Origin of the sequence: Mycobacterium sp. 852013-50091_SCH5140682, assembly GCF_001665685.1 — a bacterium.
Taxonomy (GTDB): domain Bacteria; phylum Actinomycetota; class Actinomycetes; order Mycobacteriales; family Mycobacteriaceae; genus Mycobacterium.
On record NZ_LZTB01000140.1, the window covers coordinates 36891 to 55845 of the forward strand.

The window sequence follows — 18955 nt, forward strand, 5'->3', positions numbered from 1 at the left end:
TTGCCGCTCAGGCGGTACGGGCGTCGCTCGGTCTCAGCATCTCGCGCATCGCCGCAACGCGGCGCCCGGCGGTACCGGCCCGTCCGGCTCGGCGCACCAGTTCCATGTCGACCCGCTCACGCACGTCGATACCGAGTAAGTTGCTGTCCACGTTGAGTTTTCGAACCCATGCATCCGGCGCGACGAGGGCCCGGTCCCACGCGGCGACATCGCGCCAGTCGTCGATGCCCAACGCGTCGGCGGTCTGACGAAGGACGTCGCCCAATGCCCCGTCTAGCAGTCGCCGCATCGAATCGGCCCCGTGCCGGGGGTTGGTGATGAGCCAGGAGTGGTAGGCGTCGCGCACCCGGTACAGCGTGGCATCGGCGTCATCTGCGACGTCGCAAGCACTTTCGAAGGGCACGATCGCATCGGCGTCCCCGTGGACCACCATCGTCGGGATATGCCGATCTCGCATGATGCGCAGTAGCGGGGCGCATTCCCCCGACTGCAGGATCGCTCGCGCCGCACCGGTCAGTCCCGTCGACGGCATCAACCTGCCCATCGTGACAGCGGTCAGCAGGCGCAGATACCTACTCGCGGAAGCGATCTGCATCCAGAACGGGTCGCGCGACAAGTCGGTCAACGCTCCGGACAGTGCGCGCCATATCTCCCGGGGCGAATGCACCGCGGCCGATACCGCCGTGTCGAAGGAACTCCCCGCAGCGGCATCGAACAGGATCGCCGCCATCACCCGATCAGGCGCGCCGGCAGCGAGATGGATCGTCATCCTGCCGCCCATCGAATGCCCCGCGAACACCGCTCGGTCGATGCCGAGCGCATCGAGAGTTCGGATCACCAGATCGGCCCGGTCGCTGAGTTCTCCTGCGTCACAGGGTAGATCGTGGGTATCGCCGTGGCCTGGGGTGTCGACGGCGACAACCAGGAAGCCGAGACCGGCGACCCGACTGAGCATTCGGAGATACGCCCGCCGGCTCAGTCCCAGCCCGTGCAGAAAAACCAACGGTACCCCCCTGCCTCCGACGGACACACCGACTTGATGTCCGTCGTCGAGCCGAATCACGTGGTGGGACAGTCGAACCCTGGCTCCTGCTCGACCGGATGTCGCCGCATTCATCGGGCATCTCTCCTCTTTTTCGGGCTTGAATACCCGCGGGCGCCTGCGTCAAACTCCGAGTCCGACGGGCGCCGGCACCATACCCGCATCCATCCGAAAGGAAACATGTCGTTGGTTTCGACCGCCTCACCAGCGGGTATTGCGATTCGAGCGGGACTACAGAAGTGACATAAGGCGGGTGCGACGGACATGACGGGCATCGCGATGACCGAGACTCGGCTGACCAGATCTGGCCGCACCCTCGCAGTGCTGGCGGCGACGTCGTCGACCCTCCTGGGACTGCCGGTCGGAACTCCCTCGGCCGCCGCGGCCCCATGTCCCGACGTCGAGGTCGTGTTCGCCCGTGGCACCAGCGAACGGCAACGACAGCCGGCTCATGTGCTCTACGCGTCGGACGGGATGGACAGTCAAGCGGTCGATTTCGTGTTGCGCCACCTGGACGCCAATTGGCTATGACTTTGAAGAGATGATTAACGTTGCGTACCAACAGGATTCACCAACACCCCAGCCAGAGCAGTCTGGAACGGGCAGCAGCGGGCCGATACCGCCTACCCGCAGTGACCAAATTGCAACCTTTTTCCGCGGCGGCACGCCGGGTCGCTGACTGCGATCTGCGCGCCGGCGGGTCGACACTGGGCCGCATGCCAGTCGAAGAGACGATGTGGGACGTACGCGTGACACGCGACATCGAGACCTATGATCTGGAGCGGCTGCGCGCCGCATTCGCCGACGTCATCGCCAAGCAGCTCGCACCCGGCAAACGCCTGCTGCGGGTGGTCACCTGGTGCCAGGACGGCGGGTCACTGTTCCGCACCCGGTCCTCTCAGATGAAGAGCCGCACCGGCCAGGCCATGCGCCGTTACGCCGTCGCCTACGAGTTCGTGTACACCGCCTGATAACGCCGTAATACGCTGCGGCCCAACATATCCCGGCGGCGCTAGCGGCGCGGAGCAGCACTGAGTAGGGGTACGGCGTTGTCATTTGCACGCGGTCTCTCGACGTACCCGATGATCGGCAGTGCACCGCGGCTCTCGGGTTCGGGCGGGACGTATGCCGTGCGGCAATTCATCGTCGCGCACACCGCCGAGCAGCGGATTCCCGTTCGGCGGTACGCTCATGGTTGTGCCGCTGCCTGCAGATCCCAGCCCCACATTGACCGACTACGCCCACCCGGAACGCCTGGTCACAGCCGACTGGCTGGCCAGCAATCTGGGTCGGCCCGGGCTCGCCATCGTCGAGTCCGACGAGGACGTGCTGCTCTACGACACCGGCCACATTCCGGGCGCGGTGAAGATCGACTGGCACACCGACCTCAACGACCCCCATGTCCGCGACTACATCACGGGCGAACAGTTCGCCGACTTGATGGACCGCAAGGGCATCAGTCGCGACGACACCGTGGTGATCTACGGCGACAAGAGCAACTGGTGGGCGGCCTACGCGCTGTGGGTGTTCACGCTGTTCGGCCATCCCGATGTGCGACTGCTCGACGGCGGCCGCGACCTGTGGGTGTCCCACGGCCGCGACACGACGCTGGACGTCCCCTCCCGGCAGACCTCGGGCTACCCGGTGGTCGAGCGCAATGACGCCCCGATCAGGGCGTTCAAGCAGGAGGTGCTCGACATCCTCGGCAAGCAGCCGCTGATCGACGTCCGCTCGCCGCAGGAGTACACCGGCGAGCGCACCCACATGCCGGACTACCCGGAGGAGGGCGCGCTGCGCGGCGGGCACATCCCGACGGCTCGCTCCATCCCCTGGGCCAAGGCAGCCAAGGACAACGGCCAGTTCCGCAGCCGCGACGAGCTCGCCGAGCTCTACGGGTTCCTCAAGCCCGAGGACAAGACGGTGGTCTACTGCCGCATCGGTGAGCGCTCCAGCCACACCTGGTTCGTCCTGACCCATCTGCTCGGCCTGCCGGGCGTCCGCAACTACGACGGCTCGTGGACCGAGTGGGGCAACGCGGTGCGGGTGCCGGTCGCGGTGGGCCCCGACGCGGGTGAAGCTCCGGGGTCCGCACAGTGAGCATGCCGGCCGCTCTCGCGGAGGTGGTTTCGGACTTCCAGGAAGTGGCCGGCCAGGACAAGCTGCAGTTACTGCTGGAGTTCGCCAACGATCTGCCGTCGCTGCCGCCCGAGCTCGAAGAAGCCTCGATGGAGCCGGTGCCGGAGTGCCAGTCACCGTTGTTCCTCGACGTCGACGCGTCCGACCCCGAACACGTCCGGCTGTACTTCAGCGCGCCTGCGGAGGCTCCCACCACCCGGGGCTTCGCGGCGATCCTCGCCACCGGGCTCGATGGCCAGTCCGCAGCGGACATTCTGGCGGTGCCCGACGACTTCTACAGCGACCTCGGACTGGCTGCGCTGATCAGCCCCCTGCGGTTGCGCGGGATGTCGGCCATGCTCGCCCGGATCAAGCGCCGCCTGCGCTGAACCCGGGCCCGCTCGGCTGACGGCAGGGTCTCCAGCGACTCCTGCCGGACACCGACTCTCTTGTTCGACGCGAGGCTGTGCACAGTTTCCGGCGGTAACATCGCGCCGTCCGGCGGCTATAAGTCAACGCGGATGTGTCGCCAAGGGGGAAACGGAGTCGACAACAGCGGTGGAAGTTCTGGACTGGTCGCTGTTGTCAGGACCGATTCCGCCGGTGCTGGGGGTGCTCGCAGCGGGTGCGGGTGGCTGGTTGCTGTGGCGGATACGACGCCCCGCACCGGTTCGGGTCCTGGCGCTGTGTGCCCTGTCCTCGGCGGCGGCAACGGTCGTTCTGGTGTTTCTCGCGCGCCGTGTCCTGCGGCTGTTCCCGGATCAGCTGACACCTCCGGTGTACGCGTGGATCGCCACGGCGGTGCTCGCGGTCGCCGTCGCCGTGGTGGGCGTCAGCCGGGACCGCCGCTGGGCGCCGTCGATCGCCGCGGTCGCCGCTGTGGTGATGGTCACAGCCTGCTGCGCCAATCAGATCAACCGCTTCTACGAGGCGTATCCCGCGGTGCGTGACACTCTCGGGATCGACAACCGCCATCAGACGCCGTTCGCCGAGATACCGCCGCCTGCGCCGGTGCACCATAGTCTGCGGCCCATCGAAAAGTATTGGCAACCAAGGGTTCCAGCACCAGCACATGGGCAGCTGACCTCGACGGTGATACCAGCACCGGCGTCGGGATTCGCCACCCGTCCCGCTGAGATCTACCTTCCGCCGGCATATTTCGCCGATCCACGACCGGTCCTGCCGGTGCTGGTCCTGATCCCGGGACAGCCCGGCGGTCCTCGGGACTGGGTCACCGCCGGACGGCTGCCGGCATTGATGGACGATTTCGCCTCCAGGCATCGCGGTCTCGCCCCTGTCGTGGTGGTCGCCGACGCCACCGGCAGCCACTTCGCCAATCCGTTGTGCCTGGATTCCAAACTCGGCAAGTCGGCGACCTATCTCGGCGTCGATCTGCCCGCCTGGGTCAAGACGCACCTCAACGTCGACAGCGATGCCAGCGCATGGGCGATCGCCGGCTTCTCCTACGGAGGCACCTGCGCATTGCAGCTCGCGACCAACTACCCCCAGGTGTATCCCACGTTCCTGGACATCTCGGGCGACGCCGAGCCGAGCCTGGGCGACCTGCAGACCACCATCGATGCGGCGTTCGGCGGCGATGCCGCCGCACTCGCCCGCGTTGACCCTCTCGATCTGCTACGCACCCGCACGTTCACCGGTTCGGCCGGCGCCATCGTGGCCGGATCCAGCGACGACGACGCCAAGACGACCGCTCACATCGTCCTGCAGGCGACGCGTGCCGGAGGCATGGACACCCACTACACCGAGGTCTCCGGGCGACATGACTGGGGCGCCGCGCGGTCGGCCCTGACCAAGGAACTGCCGTGGGTGGCCACTCGTACGGGCCTCATCGGTTGATGAAAAATGTGGCGGTCGCCACACCGATTGCACGACGCGCTACGGTTCTGACAGGCCGTCTTTGCGCCCCGCGGGAACTTACTTGTCGGTAACCGGACCGGCTCACCGAGCCATAAGGAGCGCCGCTTAAACTTCCCGCGATACATTCTTAAAGACGATTCTTAGAGAACCTGCCGAGGAGGCACCGTGGCCAACCACGCCAGCTCAAAGATCTCCAAGGTGCTTGTCGCCAATCGCGGGGAGATCGCGGTACGGGTGATCCGTGCCGCCAAGGACGCCGGACTGGCCAGCGTGGCCGTGTACGCCGAGCCTGACGCCGACGCGCCCCACGTCCGGCTCGCCGACGAGGCGTTCGCCCTCGGTGGACAGACCTCGGCCGAGTCCTACCTGGTCTTCGAGAAGATCCTGGACGCCGCCGCGAAGTCCGGCGCCAACGCCATCCACCCGGGCTACGGCTTCCTGAGTGAGAACGCGGACTTCGCGCAGGCCGTCATCGACGCCGGGCTGATCTGGATCGGGCCCAGCCCCCAGTCCATCCGCGACCTCGGCGACAAGGTCACCGCGCGGCACATCGCCGCCCGCGCCCAGGCGCCGCTGGTGCCCGGCACCCCGGACCCGGTCAAGGACGCCGACGAGGTCGTCGCGTTCGCCAAGGAGTACGGCGTCCCGGTCGCGATCAAGGCCGCGTTCGGCGGCGGTGGCCGCGGCATGAAGGTGGCCCGCACCCTGGAGGAGATTCCCGAGCTGTTCGAGTCGGCGACCCGTGAGGCCGTCGCCGCGTTCGGCCGTGGTGAGTGCTTCGTCGAGCGTTACCTGGACAAGCCGCGCCACGTCGAAGCCCAGGTCATCGCCGACACGCACGGCAACGTCGTCGTCGCAGGCACGCGTGACTGCTCCCTGCAGCGTCGCTTCCAGAAGCTGGTCGAGGAGGCTCCGGCGCCGTTCCTCACCGACGCCCAGCGCAAGGAGATCCACGAGTCCGCCAAGCGCATCTGCAAGGAGGCCGGCTACTACGGTGCCGGCACCGTCGAGTACCTGGTCGGCCAGGACGGCCTGATCAGCTTCCTCGAAGTCAACACCCGCCTGCAGGTCGAACACCCGGTCACCGAGGAGACCGCGGGCATCGACCTGGTGCGCCAGCAGTTCAAGATCGCCAACGGCGAAGCCCTCGACATCACCGAGGACCCGACCCCGCGCGGCCACTCGTTCGAGTTCCGCATCAACGGCGAGGACGCGGGCCGCGGCTTCCTGCCCGCCCCCGGCCCGGTCACCAAGTTCGAGGCTCCGACAGGCCCGGGCGTCCGGATGGACTCGGGTGTGGAGAGCGGATCGGTCATCGGCGGACAGTTCGACTCGATGCTGGCCAAGCTGATCGTCACCGGCGCCACCCGCGACGAGGCACTCGACCGGTCCCGTCGCGCGCTCGCCGAGTTCAACGTCGAGGGCCTCGCGACCGTCATCCCGTTCCACCGCGCGGTGGTCAGCGATCCGGCCTTCATCGGTGACGGCGAGAAGTTCGACGTCCACACCCGCTGGATCGAGACCGAGTGGAACAACACCGTCGAGCCGTTCACCGGCGGCGACCCGATCGAGGAAGAGGACACCGTCCCGCGGCAGACCGTCGTGGTCGAGGTCGGCGGACGCCGCCTCGAGGTGTCGCTGCCCGGCGACCTGGCGCTCGGTGGCGGTGGCGGCGGTGCCCCAGCTGGCGTGATCCGCAAGAAGCCCAAGCCGCGCAAGCGTGGCGCGGGCGGCGCGTCCGCCGCTTCGGGTGACGCGGTGACCGCGCCGATGCAGGGCACCGTGGTCAAGGTCGCCGTAGAGGAGGGCCAGGAGGTCGCCGCGGGCGATCTGGTGGTGGTGCTTGAGGCCATGAAGATGGAGAACCCCGTCACCGCCCACAAGGACGGCGTGATCACCGGCCTGGCCGTCGAGGCTGGCGCTGCCATCACCCAGGGCACCGTGATCGCCGAGATCAAGTAGATCTTTCGCGCCGAGTGGCCACTTGTGGCACGGATTCTGGTGAATCCTGTGTCATAGGTGGCCATTCGCCATTTCCGGGAGGGCATGTGGAACCTGTCGAGATCAACAACGGCCAGTGGTACCTGCGCGGACTGCGTGCCGACGACCGCGTCGACGACCGGCCCGCACTCGCCGATCTGGGCGAGACGGACCTGGATTACGTCCACGACGCCGAGGACGGCTGGGCCGACGACACCCACTACACGTGGGCCGTATGCGAGCCCACCACCGGCGAGCTGCTCGCCGAGGTGGTACTCGACCCCGTCACCGGGTTGATGACCAGCCGGGGTCGTCCCGGCTTCGAGGATGCCGCCGCGATCTCGGAGGACACCGTGCGGCGGTATGCGGAGGCCGTACTGGGCCTCGAGGTGCACACGTGACGGCCCGCACGCCCGCTCTGGGCCGCGTCACCGCCTGACGTCGATATCGGCGCCGGTGGCCAGATCACCGCACTCCACCGTCTCGACGTCGTCACGACCGCGCAGAAAGGCCCGGGCGCCCTCATCGCCGTGCAGGGACGCCAGAAGGGCCGGCCAATGTCTGCGCGCGATCAGCACCGGATGCCCCGGGCGACCCTGGTAGACCGCGCGGGCCAGGCCGGAGCGCGGCGCCGTGGCGAGGACCCGGCGTACCACGTCGGGCCCGACGTCGGGGGTGTCGACGAGATGCAGCATCACGGCATCGACCGGACTGGCGTCCACGGCGAGGATCCCGGCCCGCAACGAGGCCGCGAGGCCGTCTCGCCAGTTCGGGGTCACCACAGCGCGGGCGGGCTGCGGAACGTCCACAACAGCGGCGCCCAGCACCACCACGATGTCCCCGCATCCGCCGTCGCGCAGCGCCTCGACGGCTACGCGCAACCATTCACCTTGTCCGGCAAGAACTTTCGGCATCCCGAATCGAGTTCCGCCACCCGCGGCGAGTACCACTGCGGCCACTGACCCACGCTTCGGCATATGCACAGTCTGGACTCAGCCGAGATTGGTTGTCGCCCCATGGCAGGGGGCGTAGTGTTCGAAGCAGGTTGAGTTCACAGCCGCTGCGGCGTCTACGACGTAACAGGCGGAACTCCCGTCCTTCCCCGTCCCACGCGCCACAGAACGAATACATGTATTCCGACTGATGGAGTCACAATGCACGTCACCTCACCGACCGCACCCATGACAGCAGGCGGCAGTCACTCAGCTTCGTTTACCACGCGTTGGTTACCCCAATCAGCGGCCGTGATCACCGTTCATGGCGATTTGGATGCCGCCTCGGCACCGGAGTTCGCGACATACGCGACACGCCACACGTTTCACGCCCGCAGGTTGGTCGTCGACCTGGCCGGGGTCGAGTTCTTCGGCACCGCTGGGCTCGCAGCGCTCGAAGACCTCGACGGCATGTGCAGCGCCAAGAGCGTGGCGTGGGGCCTCACGTCCTGCCCCGCGGTCGATCGTCTGCTGAGGCTCAGCACGGCCACGCTGCCGGTCTACCCGACGGTGTCCGACGCCCTCACCGAACTCGACGCCAAGGCCGCCCCGTCACTGCAACTGGTCCCGCAACCGCGCTAGCGATTTCGCGAGCAACCGCGAGACGTGCATCTGCGATACGCCGACGCGCTCGGCGATCTGCGTCTGAGTCTGCGATTCGAAGAATCGCAGGATCAGCACCGTACGTTCCCGCTCCGGCAACGCCGCCAGCAACGGCCTGAGCGTCTCGCGATTCTCGATGCGCTCCAGGGCCGTGTCGACATCGCCGAGGGTGTCGACAATGGCGGGGGCATCCTCGTCTCCGCTGCCCCCACTGTCGATGGACAGCGTGTTGTACGAGCTGCCCGCGACCAGTCCCTCGACAATCTCGTCGCGGTCGATGTCCAATTCAGCAGCCAATTCGGATGCGGTCGGCGCCCGGCCCAACCGTTGCGAGAGTTCGGATGTCGCCGTTCCGAGCCGCAGGTGCAGTTCCTTGAGGCGCCGCGGCACCTTGACCGACCAGCTGTTGTCCCGGAAGTGTCGCCGGACCTCGCCCATGATCGTCGGGACGGCGAAAGACACGAAGTCCGAGCCGGTTTCGACGTCGAACCGGTTGACGGCATTGACCAGCCCGACTCGGGCTACCTGTACGAGATCTTCTCGCGATTCGCCGCGCCCGTCGAAGCGCCGAGCGATGTGATCCGCCAGCGGCAGGCACCGGCTGACGATCTGTTCGCGTTGCTCCGCGTAGGCCGGCGATTGTTCGTCCAACCCGCCGAGCACACGGAACATGTCGAGTACGTCCGCATATTCCGAGGTCACTGCAATAGGCTCGCTCGCCTTGCTGTCAGCGAGATACCGAATACCGGACCGGTGTCTGCACCCTGGCCGTTGGTAAAGGTCCGCACCTCGTGCGCCAATGACGTCAAGACGTGCCAGCTGAAGCTGCCGGGCTCCACGACGTGCTCGCCCCGGCAGGTGGTCGACGCCGTGATGATCACCTGGTCGTCACGCGGATCGATCACCACGACGAGCGTCGAATCCGGCAGTGCCGACCGGATCAACGCGGTGCAGGCTTCGTCCACTGCCAGTCGCAGGTCGGCCACCATGTCGAAGTCGAGATCCTCGAATGTGGCAGCGGCGCCGACCAATGTCCTCACGACAGCGAGGTTTTCCACTCTGGCCGCGACCCTCAATTCGACGGACCGCGCGCCTGCGCCGGGTGGATTGTCTTGGGCCATGTAACCTCCAGGCATTTTCGTGCCCACGATACTCCCGGCGATCGGGTTCACCGATTCCATACGGTGCCTGCGGATGGGTTGAGACAACATTTCACCATTTGCGTGTTTCTTTGCGATTCTCTTTCTCGATTGCCTTGACAAGGTCCTTTTTGTCCATGGTGGAACGGCCCCGGATGTCGAGCCGACGAGCCACCTCGAGCAAGTGCTTCTTGCTGGCATTCGCGTCGACACCTTCGGCGGATGCACCCTTGGCATTCGGGCCGCCGCTGCGGGCCCGTGCATCGGACGGACCCTTGTGATCCTTGGCTTCCCAGTGGTCCCCGACCTTCTCATAGCTGTGTTTGAGTGCCGAGTACGCGACGCGATGCGCACGCTGACCCTCACCGTAGGATTCCGCGGCCGAGTCGTGCGCCTTGGCGAACGTCCTCTGTGCCTTGGCATCCGATTTCTTCAACGTACTCGGTAGTTCACTTTGCTTTGCCTGGCCATCTCTGGTGGTCTTTGGCAATGTTCCGGCTCCTTTCGGCGATATCGGCGGATCAAGATGTCGGCCGCAGGTCGGGTATTCCTATGGTCTAGTGCCCGCGAACCGCTCAGTCCAAACGTGACTCTGCCGGTTCTTCACTTTGCAGCAATCGGGGCTACCGCTCCGGCGATGAGCGGCAGCCCGGGGTATGCCGCCTAGTGCGTTGCGGGGCAATGCCTTTCTGCCGTGCCGTTCTGCCGCCGAACTGGTCGAGGTTGTTCAGTCGAGCTCGGCGCGCAACGCGGCCAGCAGGGGTTTGGCCGCCTCGTTCAAGAAGCGCTCTTGGCTCTCACCGCCGATCTGGACGAGCGCGATGTCGGTGAAACCGGCCTTGCGGTACTCGTCGACAGATTCGATGATGGCGTCGAGGTCGGGGCCGCATGGGATGGCCGACGCGACATCTTCGGGCCTGACGAATTGCGTGGCGGCAGCGAAGCCCGCGGGAGTGGGCAGGTCGGCGTTCACCGACCAGCCCCCGGCAAACCACCGGAACTGCTCGTGCGCGCGCTTGACGGCGCGGTCCCGGTCAGTGTCCCAGCACACCGGAATCTGCCCGATGACGCGGCCTTCGGGTAACACGCCGGTGGCGTGCCGCTTGTCGCGCCACTCGTCGACGATCGCGCGGTCGGGAGCGACGTCGATCAGGTGGTCGGCGAGCAACGCCAGCTTGTCGACGGCCTTCCCGCCGGTCATGGAGACGCCGATGGTCACCGGTTCGTCCGGAATGTCCCAGATGCGGGCGGAGTCGACTTCGAAGTATTCACCCCGAAAGTCGATCAGGTCTCCCCCGAGCAACTCTCGGATGATTTTGATTGCTTCGGCGAGCATGTCGAGTCGCCGTTCAATGGTGGGCCAGCCCCGTCCGACGACGTGTTCGTTGAGATTCTCTCCGGTGCCCAGACCGAGCGTGAATCGTCCGTCGGCGAGGATCTGCACCGTCGCGGCCTGCTGCGCGACCACCGCCGGGTGATACCGCATGGTCGGGCAGGTCACGTAGGAATAGAGGTGTACCGCATCGGTCGCGTGGGCGACAGCACCCAGCACCGGCCAAGCGTTGGGCGCGTGGCCCTGTGCCGCCAGCCAAGGCGAGAAGTGATCACTGCACACCTCGAAATCGAACCCTGCCTGCTCTGCGGCGACCGCGTAGTCGACGAGATCGCGGGGCCCGCTCTGTTCAGTCATCAACGTGTATCCGAATCGCGTCATGGCAATCGAATACCCGTGCATGTCTTGGCGAAACTGGGTACCCAGCCGGCATGACCGAGTCACACACAGACATTCAGCCCCCGGAGCAAAAGCGTCGGCTGTCCGCGACCTGGGTGCTTGCGATTCTGACTATTCCCGCGGCAATCGCAGTGTTTTTGTACGGCATGGCGGCCGTGATGAGCCTGGCCGGCTGCACCGACCAGACGTGCGCCCACAAAGGGCCGAATGAATTCTGGTTCGGGATTCTGTTCTACGGCGCGCTCGTGGTCCCCATCGTGACCATCCTGGTGTCGGCCTTCACCGCGCGGCTGCGGCGCGGCATCGTGGTTCCCCTTGTCGCGTTGGCAATTCTGGCCATCGATTTCGCCGTGCTCGCACTGACGTTTCGGCCTTGATCGGGCGCCGCAATCTCCCGTCCGGCCGGGTTGCGGCTGGTGGCCTTGTGCAGTTGTGACGATGCGATCAGCTGCTGGGGCGTTGCCTCATCACACTCGGATGCTCGGCGTACCAACGCTCCTCGATGCGCCTGACCCTGATGTGCTCGAACGCCAGCCAGAGCGACCCGACGAGGAATCCGGCCGCGGACAGGCTGCCCACGGTGAACCCGACATCGGAATGGCCTGTCGCGAAGGCGGACAGGCAAGCGACGAACAACACCAGCGCCAGGCCGATCACGACAAGCGCGGGCATGATCGCGTTGTCCTTCATCGACTCACCGGCGTGCGGCCGTGTCGTCCTGGCGTGATCCACCGGATCTTTCGGACCCTTCATGGCTACTCCTTCCCGCCATAACTGCTGGCCCTGCTGCCCCTGCGCGGGGCTGTATCCACAGTAGAACGATTTCGCCGGGCCGACGAACAATCCGTCGGCCCGGCGAAATCAACGCAAGGTGCGCAGGTCAATACCAGACGCGTCGGCCCGCGACGGGACGGCCGATCGAGCCCAGTAACCAGAACACGGCACCTATGACCAGCAGGATGATTCCGATCACCCACAGCAGGTAGATGTTGAATATCAATCCGAGAATGAGCAGTATCGCTCCGAAGACGATCATCGTGACCTCGTTTCCAATGGGTGTGGGGATGGATATCGGATCATTGCGACGGTTGGGGCAGATGGCACTGGGCAACCTTCGGGTTCACGCCCGCATAGTTGAGCGGCCCCGCCACAGCGGTCAGCGCAACGCTGCCTGCCGTGGCGCAGTTCGCTGAGCCACCCTGGAAGTAATCGCGCTGCCAAGCCGCGAATACCCCGATCAGCAACCAGATCAGGACAATCAGTCCGAGAGAACCACCGAGTCTCATGACGCTCGGAATACCCGTTTGAGCTAAGTCGAAACGTGTCACGATCAAGTGGGTTGCGGCAGGCCGCGTGCGGGGTAACTCTCGAGTAGTTCACTGCGCACGTCATATGCCACCGAGGAGGTCTCCGGCGATGCTCGAGAGCGATCGCGCACGAGGGGTGCACTCGCGGGTCGCCGGCGCGGCCGGCTCGGTGGATTCCGGGCGAAATCAGTTCTGCCGCAGCATGCCTGCGTTGGTGGTCGCCGGAGGTGTGGTGGTCGTCTTCACCGCCTGGTACGGCCTCGCCCACGTCAGCCTGGAAGGGGCGTCGGTCGAGGCTGCTGCGGCGGCGGTGGCCGTCACGGTCGTCGGGCACGGATTGACCCTGGGACGCCCCGTCACCTGGCTGCACGGCGCGCTCGCGGCAGCCGCCGTGCTGCTGGCGATCCTTGCCGGCGACCACGGCCAAGCCGACGTGTTCGCGGCCTTGGTGCTCACCGCCGGTCTCCTGTTGATGTTGCCGTGCCGATCCCGCGCCGAGCCGGAGGAGCTGCCGCAAGTACACCGGCTGGTGGACCGGACACATGACGATCCCCTGGCCCCATTTGCCATGGCGGCCAACAAGAGTTACGTCTTCAGCGCCGACACGAGCGCGGGTTTGGCGTACCGGGCCCTTGGCGGGCTGGCGGTCGTCAGCGGCGATCCGATAGGCGACCCCGATCGATACCCGGAGGTGGTCTTCCGGTTTGCGGCGCTGTGCCGGTCCCGCGGCTGGCGGATCGTGGTCCTGGGCGCCTCGGAATCCCGGTTGGCACTATGGCAGGAAACCGGCGCGATCACCGGACTCAAGGCCATCCCAATCGGACGCGACGTCGTCGTCGATGTCGGCACGTTCAGCCTGTCGGGCCGCGGCAAACGCAACCTGCGGCAGGCTGTCAAGCGCACCCACAACGCGGGCATCAGCACTGAGGTCGTCTCCGAGCAGGCGATCGGTGCCCAGTCGCGCGCCGAGCTGCAGGACGTCATGCGGGCGTCCGGTAGGGCCGCTGCCGGTGAACGCGGCTTCGCGATGATGTTGGGCGACACCTTGTCCGGCCACTATCCCGACGTATGGCTGATCATCGCGCGCGACCGCTCCGGACAGGCGCAGGCGTTTCACCGGTATGCCGGCACCGGCGGCGGAACAGACCTCAGCCTCGAATTGCCGTGGCGCCGCAAAGGCGCGCCCAACGGAATCGACGAACGCCTCAGCGTCGACATGATCGAGTGGGCCAAACATACCGGAGTTCAACGGGTTTCCCTGGCCTTCGCACCTTTCCCCGAGCTCTTCTCCAAGGATCCGGACACCGGTATCGCCGTCCGCGCCGCATACCTGCTGGCGCACACCGGCGACCGGCTGATCAAGCTGGAGTCGCTCTACCGGTATCTGCGAAAGTTCGACGCCCTGGGAGAGCGCCGGTACGTGCTCATCGCACTGACCCAACTACTCCCGGCGCTGTTCGTCCTGCTGCGCCTGGAGTTCGGCCACCGACCTTCCCGGAGTTGATGAGATCGGTATTTCGGGGTTTCATGCCCGCGCGATGCGGATACCCCGAAAACATGATGAAACTGAACCTAGGAACCAGAATGAAGCGCGGCGTCGCACCGCTGGTGTTCGCGGGTGCCGTCGCATCAGCGTTGGCGGCAGCGCCGTTCGCGGCAGCGGAGGTCCCCGGGCAGGTGTCGGGCGGCATCGCGACTGTCCAGTTCGTCCCGCTCGATCCGGGTGGCGGCGGCTGCATGAACGGCGAGTGCGGCTCCGGCGGCACCAATGACGGACCCGGCGGCGGCCCGGGCGGCAGCGGCTGCGTGCCTGGCCCGAACGGCCCCATCTGCGGCTCCGGCGGCGTTAACGCCGGACCGGGCGGAGTGCCCGGCGGCAGCGGTTGCGTACCGGGCATGGGCTGCGGGTCCGGGCACGGCTGACACACGCGCGGCACAGGAAACTCCCGCCGGGTCGCCTGAGACCTACGGCGACCTCTAGCGGGATGCCGCCGCGATGATCGTGGTGGCAGCGCAGGCCGGCGATCGCGACGGGACAGGTTTGGCTATCGGTCCCGCGGTGATTGTCGGCCTGATGCGTGTCCCGGACAGGCAGCTCTACCGCATCCGCTGTGAGATATGAGGCGTCGCACACCGATGAGTGACACCGCACTGCTGATCATCGACATGTTCAACGACTACCGGCATGACGATGCCGATCGACTCGCCGCCAATGTCACCGAAATCCTCGGGCCGCTGCGGCAATTGCGGGACGCTGCGCGCGAACACCCGGCGGTCGACATCGTCTACGTCAACGACAACCACGGGGACTTCAACGCCAGCGGGGACGACATCGTCCGCTCGGCACAGCGCGGACGCTACCCGGAATTGATCGAGCCGCTGTTGCCCGCAGACGGATGCGGGTTCCTCACGAAGGTCCGGCACAGCGTCTTCTACGCCACGGCGCTGGACTATCTCCTGCAACGGTTGGGTACCAAAACCTTGATTCTTGCGGGACAGGTCACCGAGCAGTGCATCCTCTACAGCGCGCTCGACGGTTATCTGCGGCATTTCGACGTCGTCATCCCGTCCGACGCCGTCGCGCACATCGACGAATATCTGGGTACCGCAGCGCTGGAGATGATGAGACGCAATATGGACGCCCGGGTCGTCGAGTCGTCGCACCTGCTCAGGGCTTCAGACCACGACGCGGAATTCTTTCGATGACAGATCGGCGTGCCCCACGGTTCCGGACCCGCCGCGACATATCCAGAAAACGAAAAGCTCACCGCCCGACCCATGCCACGCAGGACGCTAAATGTGTTGTTTGGCAACACTTTTGACCAAACTCCGCCGATACGGTCGGCGGCGGCGTCTGGGCCATTTCGAACCCGCGGAGACTGCACTGATCTAGTCTTGGGTTCGGTTGAGTCGACAGCCTGTCCAGAAACTCGGCGGGTTGAGCGACCGACTCGCTGAGTGCCTGCATTCAGCGAGGGGGTACCCCGTGCCTACTGCGGACAGACAGTCCAAGGCTCCGACGTTTCGCCACCACATCAACTGCGGTGGCGCCGCCATCGAGGCGCGCCACGAAAACGCTTGCATCATCCTGACTGCCACCGGCGAGGTCGACGCGGCCAACGCCGACATCTTCGTCACGTCTCTCACCCGCTTCGCCGCTGGACCGCGCGCGGTAATCGTCGATCTGCGTCCGATGAGCTTCATCGGCACGATGGGGCTTCGCGGACTGGAGTGCTTCGACGACAAATGCTCACGCTCCGGCACCATCTGGGTGCTGCTGGCACAGCCGACGATCCAGCGATTGCTCGACATCGTGCGCCCGGGCCGGCCGCTACGCGTCGTGACGACCTTCCTTGAGGCAAAGCGCGCGGTTCGTCCCCCGGTTGCGGCCGAGACCGGCTGAAGCCCTCCGCGCTGCACGTCACGTTTGGTCTGCCAGTGCTCGGGTAACAGCACTGGATGCCCTCACTGTGGAATGCCGACCGGATCGAATCAGCCACGCCGCCAGGCGCGGACAATGCCGTGGACTCGGCTGACGTCGTGATCGTCGGCGCGGGTATCACGGGACTCACGACGGCAGTGCTCCTTGCCCGCGCAGGCAAGCGTGTCGTCGTGGTGGAGGCCCGGTGGGTGGGTGCCGGAACGACCGGTAACACCACCGGCAAGGTCAGCGCCCTGCAGGGCACCAAGCTGGCGCGCATCGCGGCCAAACACGGCAAGGACGTCTTGACGGCCTACGTCACGGGCAACGTCGAAGGGCGGGATTGGTTGTTGCGGCACTGCAACGATCACGGACTCGATGTGCAGCGCGCCGACGATCACGCGTATGCGCAAGAGCAGCGCGGGCTGGCCATGGCGAAAGCGACGCTGGCCGCGTGCCGAACCGCGGGACTCCACGAGGCCCGCTGGGTCCAGCGCGCCGACGTGCCCTTCCCGTTCGTGGGCGGCGTACAACTGCCCGCCCAGGCTCAGCTGGATCCGATGCCGCTGCTGAACAGCCTCGTGGTCGAGCTCGAGCTGCACGGCGGATCACTGATCCAGGGCACGCGTGCCGTATCGGTGACGGGCCTGGGTCCCGTGCACGTACACGTTCGTTGTCCGGCAGTGCCTGACGACGACGGGTGGTCGATCTCGGCGCGGCAATGCATCCTGGCCACCGGCACCCCGATTCTCGACCGGGGCATGTTCTTCGCACGGCTGACGCCGAAGCGGTCGTACTGCATGGCGTTCGACGTACCGGGTGATGTCACGCGCTCGATGTTCATCTCGGTCGACTCCCCCACCCGTTCCGTGCGCCACGCACCCACTCCGGCGGGCGACCGGCTCGTCGTCGGCGGCGCCGGTCACGGCGTAGGCCGGGCGCAGTCGCCGGCCGAAGGCATCGCCGAACTCAGCGACTGGGTGCAACAGCACTATCCGGGCGCGACACGAACGCACTCCTGGTCGGCGCAGGACTACACGCCGGCCGGGGATCTGCCGTACGTCGGTCCGCTGCTACCCAAGCTCGAGAGCATCCAGGTAGCAACAGGTTTCGACAAATGGGGCATGTCCAATGGCGTGGCGGCGGCGCTCGCGCTGTCGGCGCGGCTGCTCGGCGGCCGCATGGACTGGGCCGATGCCTTCGCCAGTTGGAGCCCGCACGACGTGAGTGGCACACCGGCCGCGCTGCGGGCGAATCTGGAGGTCGGCCTCAATCTCGCCAAAGGCTGGCTCACACCGCTGACCCGGTCCGCGGCCACTCCCCCGGAGGGCCACGGTGAGGTCAGCGGTCCGCCTTGGCGGTTGCGCGCGGAGTGTGTGGTCGACGGGGTCGCCCATACGGTCTCGCCGGTGTGCCCCCATCTTGGTGGGATCGTGACGTTCAACGACGCGGACCGCGCCTGGGAGTGCCCGCTGCACGGCTCGCGGTTCGCCCCCGACGGCACGTTGCTCGAAGGGCCGGCGACGCAGGGGCTGGCCCGCCCCGACGCAGACCGCCCCAGGATTGATTCACGATCGAGTGGGGTATGAGCCGAGCCATGGCAACTACCGGCGCCCGCCGGTCGCACCCGGACGACCAGCAGCTTGTCGAGCTTCTGCAGGAACTGTTGACGGCCTACGGCCCGGCCGGCCAGGAAGAGGCCGTGCGCGACATCTGCCTGCGCGAACTGGCGCCCGTCGCCGACCACACCTGGATCGACCCGGCAGGCAACCTGATCGGCGTGATCCGCGGTGGCGCCGGACCTGCCACTACGGTGATGGCACACCTGGACGAACTGTCGATGCTGGTGAAACGCGTGGAGCCTGATGGCACTCTGCATCTCACCCCGCTGGGCACGATGTACCCGGCGAACTTCGGCCTGGGCCCCGTCGCCATCCTGGGCGATCACGAAATGCTGTGCGGCGTCCTTGCCCTGGGATCCGAGCACACGACCCACGAAAGTACGCGAATCTGGCAGACCAAACCTGATCAAGGCGACCGGGCGCTGGACTGGCCTGACGTGTATGTGTTCACCGGCCTCAGTACGCAGGACCTCGACACAGCAGGCGTCGGGCCAGGCACCCGCGTGTGCATCGATCGCAGCAAGCGCACCCTGGTCGAATTCGGCGACTACCTGGGTTGCTATTTCATGGACGACCGGGCCGCGGTGCTGGCAGTACTGCGAAGTGCTCGCGAATTGCATTCCGCCGCAACGCGTCCGGCCGGAGATGTGTATTTCGTGTTCACCACGAACGAGGAGATCGGCGCGGTGGGAGCCGCGTACGCCAACCGGGCACTACCCGCGGAACTCGCTCTCGCAGTGGAGGTCGGGCCCACCGAGCCCGAGTACGGAACCACCGTCACGGGTGGTCCCATCGTCGCGTACAGCGACGCCGTCTGTGTGTACGACAAGTCCGTCGCCGACCGGCTGATGGGCGTATCGCGGCAACTGGGCCTAAACCCGCAGGCCGCCGTGCTCGGAGCGTTCGAATCAGATGCCTCGCATGCCAAGGCGGGTGGGCTCACCCCCAAGGCTGCGCTGTTGTGCCTGCCGACGATGAGCACGCACGGATACGAGGTGATCGCACGGCAATCGATTCCCCAACTGGCCGACGTGCTCACGGCGTTTCTCCGGCAGCCGGCCGCTGCACAGGCGTGAGGCTCCGGCTGTCTCTTATACACATCTGAAGCTGCCGACGATCGCAAA

Annotated in this window: 24 protein-coding genes; 15 read left to right on the top strand and 9 right to left on the bottom strand. The window is 66.3% G+C overall.

The genetic code is table 11. The annotated features are described in order from the left end of the window. Nucleotides 1-7: 7 nt before the first annotated feature. Complete coding sequence (locus tag A5784_RS36585; RefSeq protein WP_064949749.1) at nt 8-1117, bottom strand: alpha/beta fold hydrolase; 1110 nt, start codon at nt 1115-1117, stop codon at nt 8-10. A 189-nt stretch (nt 1118-1306) separates the two neighbouring features. Between A5784_RS36585 and A5784_RS40015 the strand changes: the two genes are divergently transcribed. The 7 genes from A5784_RS40015 (at nt 1307) to A5784_RS36620 (ending at nt 7416) form a co-directional block, all read left to right on the top strand. After that, complete coding sequence (locus A5784_RS40015; protein ID WP_064949750.1) at nt 1307-1573, top strand: hypothetical protein; 267 nt, start codon at nt 1307-1309, stop codon at nt 1571-1573. A 185-nt stretch (nt 1574-1758) separates the two neighbouring features. Beyond that, complete coding sequence (locus A5784_RS36595) at nt 1759-2013, top strand: hypothetical protein (protein ID WP_232006390.1); 255 nt, start codon at nt 1759-1761, stop codon at nt 2011-2013. A 226-nt stretch (nt 2014-2239) separates the two neighbouring features. Continuing rightward, nucleotides 2240-3139: a sulfurtransferase gene (locus A5784_RS36600; RefSeq protein ID WP_064949770.1), complete on the top strand. Its 900-nt coding sequence runs from the start codon at nt 2240-2242 to the stop codon at nt 3137-3139. Between the two features lie 2 nt (nt 3140-3141). Next, entirely contained in the window at nt 3142-3546 is a 405-nt protein-coding gene (locus tag A5784_RS36605; protein ID WP_064949751.1) for a SufE family protein, read from the top strand. A gap of 169 nt (nt 3547-3715) precedes the next feature. Further along, nucleotides 3716-5014 carry an alpha/beta hydrolase gene (locus A5784_RS36610; RefSeq protein ID WP_082945295.1) on the top strand — a complete coding sequence of 433 codons (1299 nt, stop codon included), beginning with the start codon at nt 3716-3718 and terminating at the stop codon, nt 5012-5014. 186 nt (nt 5015-5200) lie between these two features. Next, entirely contained in the window at nt 5201-6997 is a 1797-nt protein-coding gene (locus tag A5784_RS36615) for an acetyl-CoA carboxylase biotin carboxylase subunit (RefSeq protein WP_064949752.1), read from the top strand. 86 nt (nt 6998-7083) lie between these two features. After that, nucleotides 7084-7416, top strand: coding sequence for a hypothetical protein (locus tag A5784_RS36620; RefSeq protein WP_064949753.1), 333 nt, complete (start codon nt 7084-7086; stop codon nt 7414-7416). A gap of 27 nt (nt 7417-7443) precedes the next feature. Here A5784_RS36620 and A5784_RS36625 read toward each other — a convergent pair whose 3' ends face one another. Then, complete coding sequence (locus A5784_RS36625; protein ID WP_064949754.1) at nt 7444-7992, bottom strand: nucleotidyltransferase family protein; 549 nt, start codon at nt 7990-7992, stop codon at nt 7444-7446. A 267-nt stretch (nt 7993-8259) separates the two neighbouring features. Here A5784_RS36625 and A5784_RS36630 point away from each other — a divergent pair, with 267 nt between their 5' ends. Continuing rightward, a complete protein-coding gene (locus A5784_RS36630) occupies nt 8260-8589 on the top strand; it encodes an STAS domain-containing protein (RefSeq protein ID WP_232006391.1) in 330 nt (109 codons plus the stop codon). Here A5784_RS36630 and A5784_RS36635 read toward each other — a convergent pair. The 4 genes from A5784_RS36635 to A5784_RS36650 all read right to left on the bottom strand — a co-directional run bounded on the left by A5784_RS36635 (nt 8560) and on the right by A5784_RS36650 (nt 11463). Then, the gene (locus tag A5784_RS36635; protein WP_232006395.1) at nt 8560-9282 is read right to left on the bottom strand and encodes an RNA polymerase sigma factor SigF; all 723 of its coding nucleotides are present in this window, start codon (nt 9280-9282) and stop codon (nt 8560-8562) included. The genes A5784_RS36630 and A5784_RS36635 overlap by 30 nt on opposite strands. Nucleotides 9283-9308: 26 nt before the next feature. Continuing rightward, complete coding sequence (locus tag A5784_RS36640) at nt 9309-9731, bottom strand: ATP-binding protein (RefSeq protein ID WP_064949772.1); 423 nt, start codon at nt 9729-9731, stop codon at nt 9309-9311. A 91-nt stretch (nt 9732-9822) separates the two neighbouring features. Next, nucleotides 9823-10239, bottom strand: coding sequence for a ChaB family protein (locus A5784_RS36645; RefSeq protein ID WP_064949756.1), 417 nt, complete (start codon nt 10237-10239; stop codon nt 9823-9825). A gap of 237 nt (nt 10240-10476) precedes the next feature. Beyond that, nucleotides 10477-11463, bottom strand: coding sequence for an LLM class F420-dependent oxidoreductase (locus A5784_RS36650; RefSeq protein ID WP_064949757.1), 987 nt, complete (start codon nt 11461-11463; stop codon nt 10477-10479). 50 nt (nt 11464-11513) lie between these two features. Here A5784_RS36650 and A5784_RS36655 point away from each other — a divergent pair, with 50 nt between their 5' ends. Next, complete coding sequence (locus A5784_RS36655; RefSeq protein WP_064949758.1) at nt 11514-11858, top strand: hypothetical protein; 345 nt, start codon at nt 11514-11516, stop codon at nt 11856-11858. A gap of 67 nt (nt 11859-11925) precedes the next feature. Here the strand turns inward: A5784_RS36655 and usfY are convergent, their stop codons facing one another. From usfY to A5784_RS36665, 3 genes are all read right to left on the bottom strand, one after another. Continuing rightward, a complete protein-coding gene (gene usfY, locus A5784_RS36660) occupies nt 11926-12234 on the bottom strand; it encodes a protein UsfY (RefSeq protein ID WP_029370482.1) in 309 nt (102 codons plus the stop codon). Nucleotides 12235-12361: 127 nt separating this feature from the next. Continuing rightward, complete coding sequence (locus tag A5784_RS38690) at nt 12362-12517, bottom strand: DUF6131 family protein (RefSeq protein WP_156750971.1); 156 nt, start codon at nt 12515-12517, stop codon at nt 12362-12364. 40 nt (nt 12518-12557) lie between these two features. After that, the gene (locus A5784_RS36665; RefSeq protein ID WP_064949759.1) at nt 12558-12767 is read right to left on the bottom strand and encodes a hypothetical protein; all 210 of its coding nucleotides are present in this window, start codon (nt 12765-12767) and stop codon (nt 12558-12560) included. Nucleotides 12768-12897: 130 nt separating this feature from the next. Here A5784_RS36665 and A5784_RS36670 point away from each other — a divergent pair, with 130 nt between their 5' ends. From A5784_RS36670 to A5784_RS36695, 6 genes are all read left to right on the top strand, one after another. Further along, nucleotides 12898-14292 (top strand): bifunctional lysylphosphatidylglycerol flippase/synthetase MprF, encoded by a 1395-nt coding sequence (locus A5784_RS36670; protein ID WP_232006392.1) that lies wholly within the window; start codon nt 12898-12900, stop codon nt 14290-14292. An 80-nt stretch (nt 14293-14372) separates the two neighbouring features. Then, the gene (locus tag A5784_RS36675; RefSeq protein ID WP_064949760.1) at nt 14373-14711 is read left to right on the top strand and encodes a hypothetical protein; all 339 of its coding nucleotides are present in this window, start codon (nt 14373-14375) and stop codon (nt 14709-14711) included. Nucleotides 14712-14924: 213 nt separating this feature from the next. Next, nucleotides 14925-15494, top strand: coding sequence for a cysteine hydrolase family protein (locus A5784_RS36680; RefSeq protein ID WP_082945299.1), 570 nt, complete (start codon nt 14925-14927; stop codon nt 15492-15494). A 280-nt stretch (nt 15495-15774) separates the two neighbouring features. Continuing rightward, complete coding sequence (locus A5784_RS36685; protein ID WP_064949762.1) at nt 15775-16191, top strand: STAS domain-containing protein; 417 nt, start codon at nt 15775-15777, stop codon at nt 16189-16191. Nucleotides 16192-16247: 56 nt separating this feature from the next. Further along, entirely contained in the window at nt 16248-17798 is a 1551-nt protein-coding gene (locus A5784_RS36690; protein WP_064949763.1) for an FAD-dependent oxidoreductase, read from the top strand. 8 nt (nt 17799-17806) lie between these two features. Continuing rightward, the gene (locus tag A5784_RS36695; RefSeq protein WP_064949764.1) at nt 17807-18907 is read left to right on the top strand and encodes a M42 family metallopeptidase; all 1101 of its coding nucleotides are present in this window, start codon (nt 17807-17809) and stop codon (nt 18905-18907) included. Nucleotides 18908-18955 lie beyond the last annotated feature (48 nt).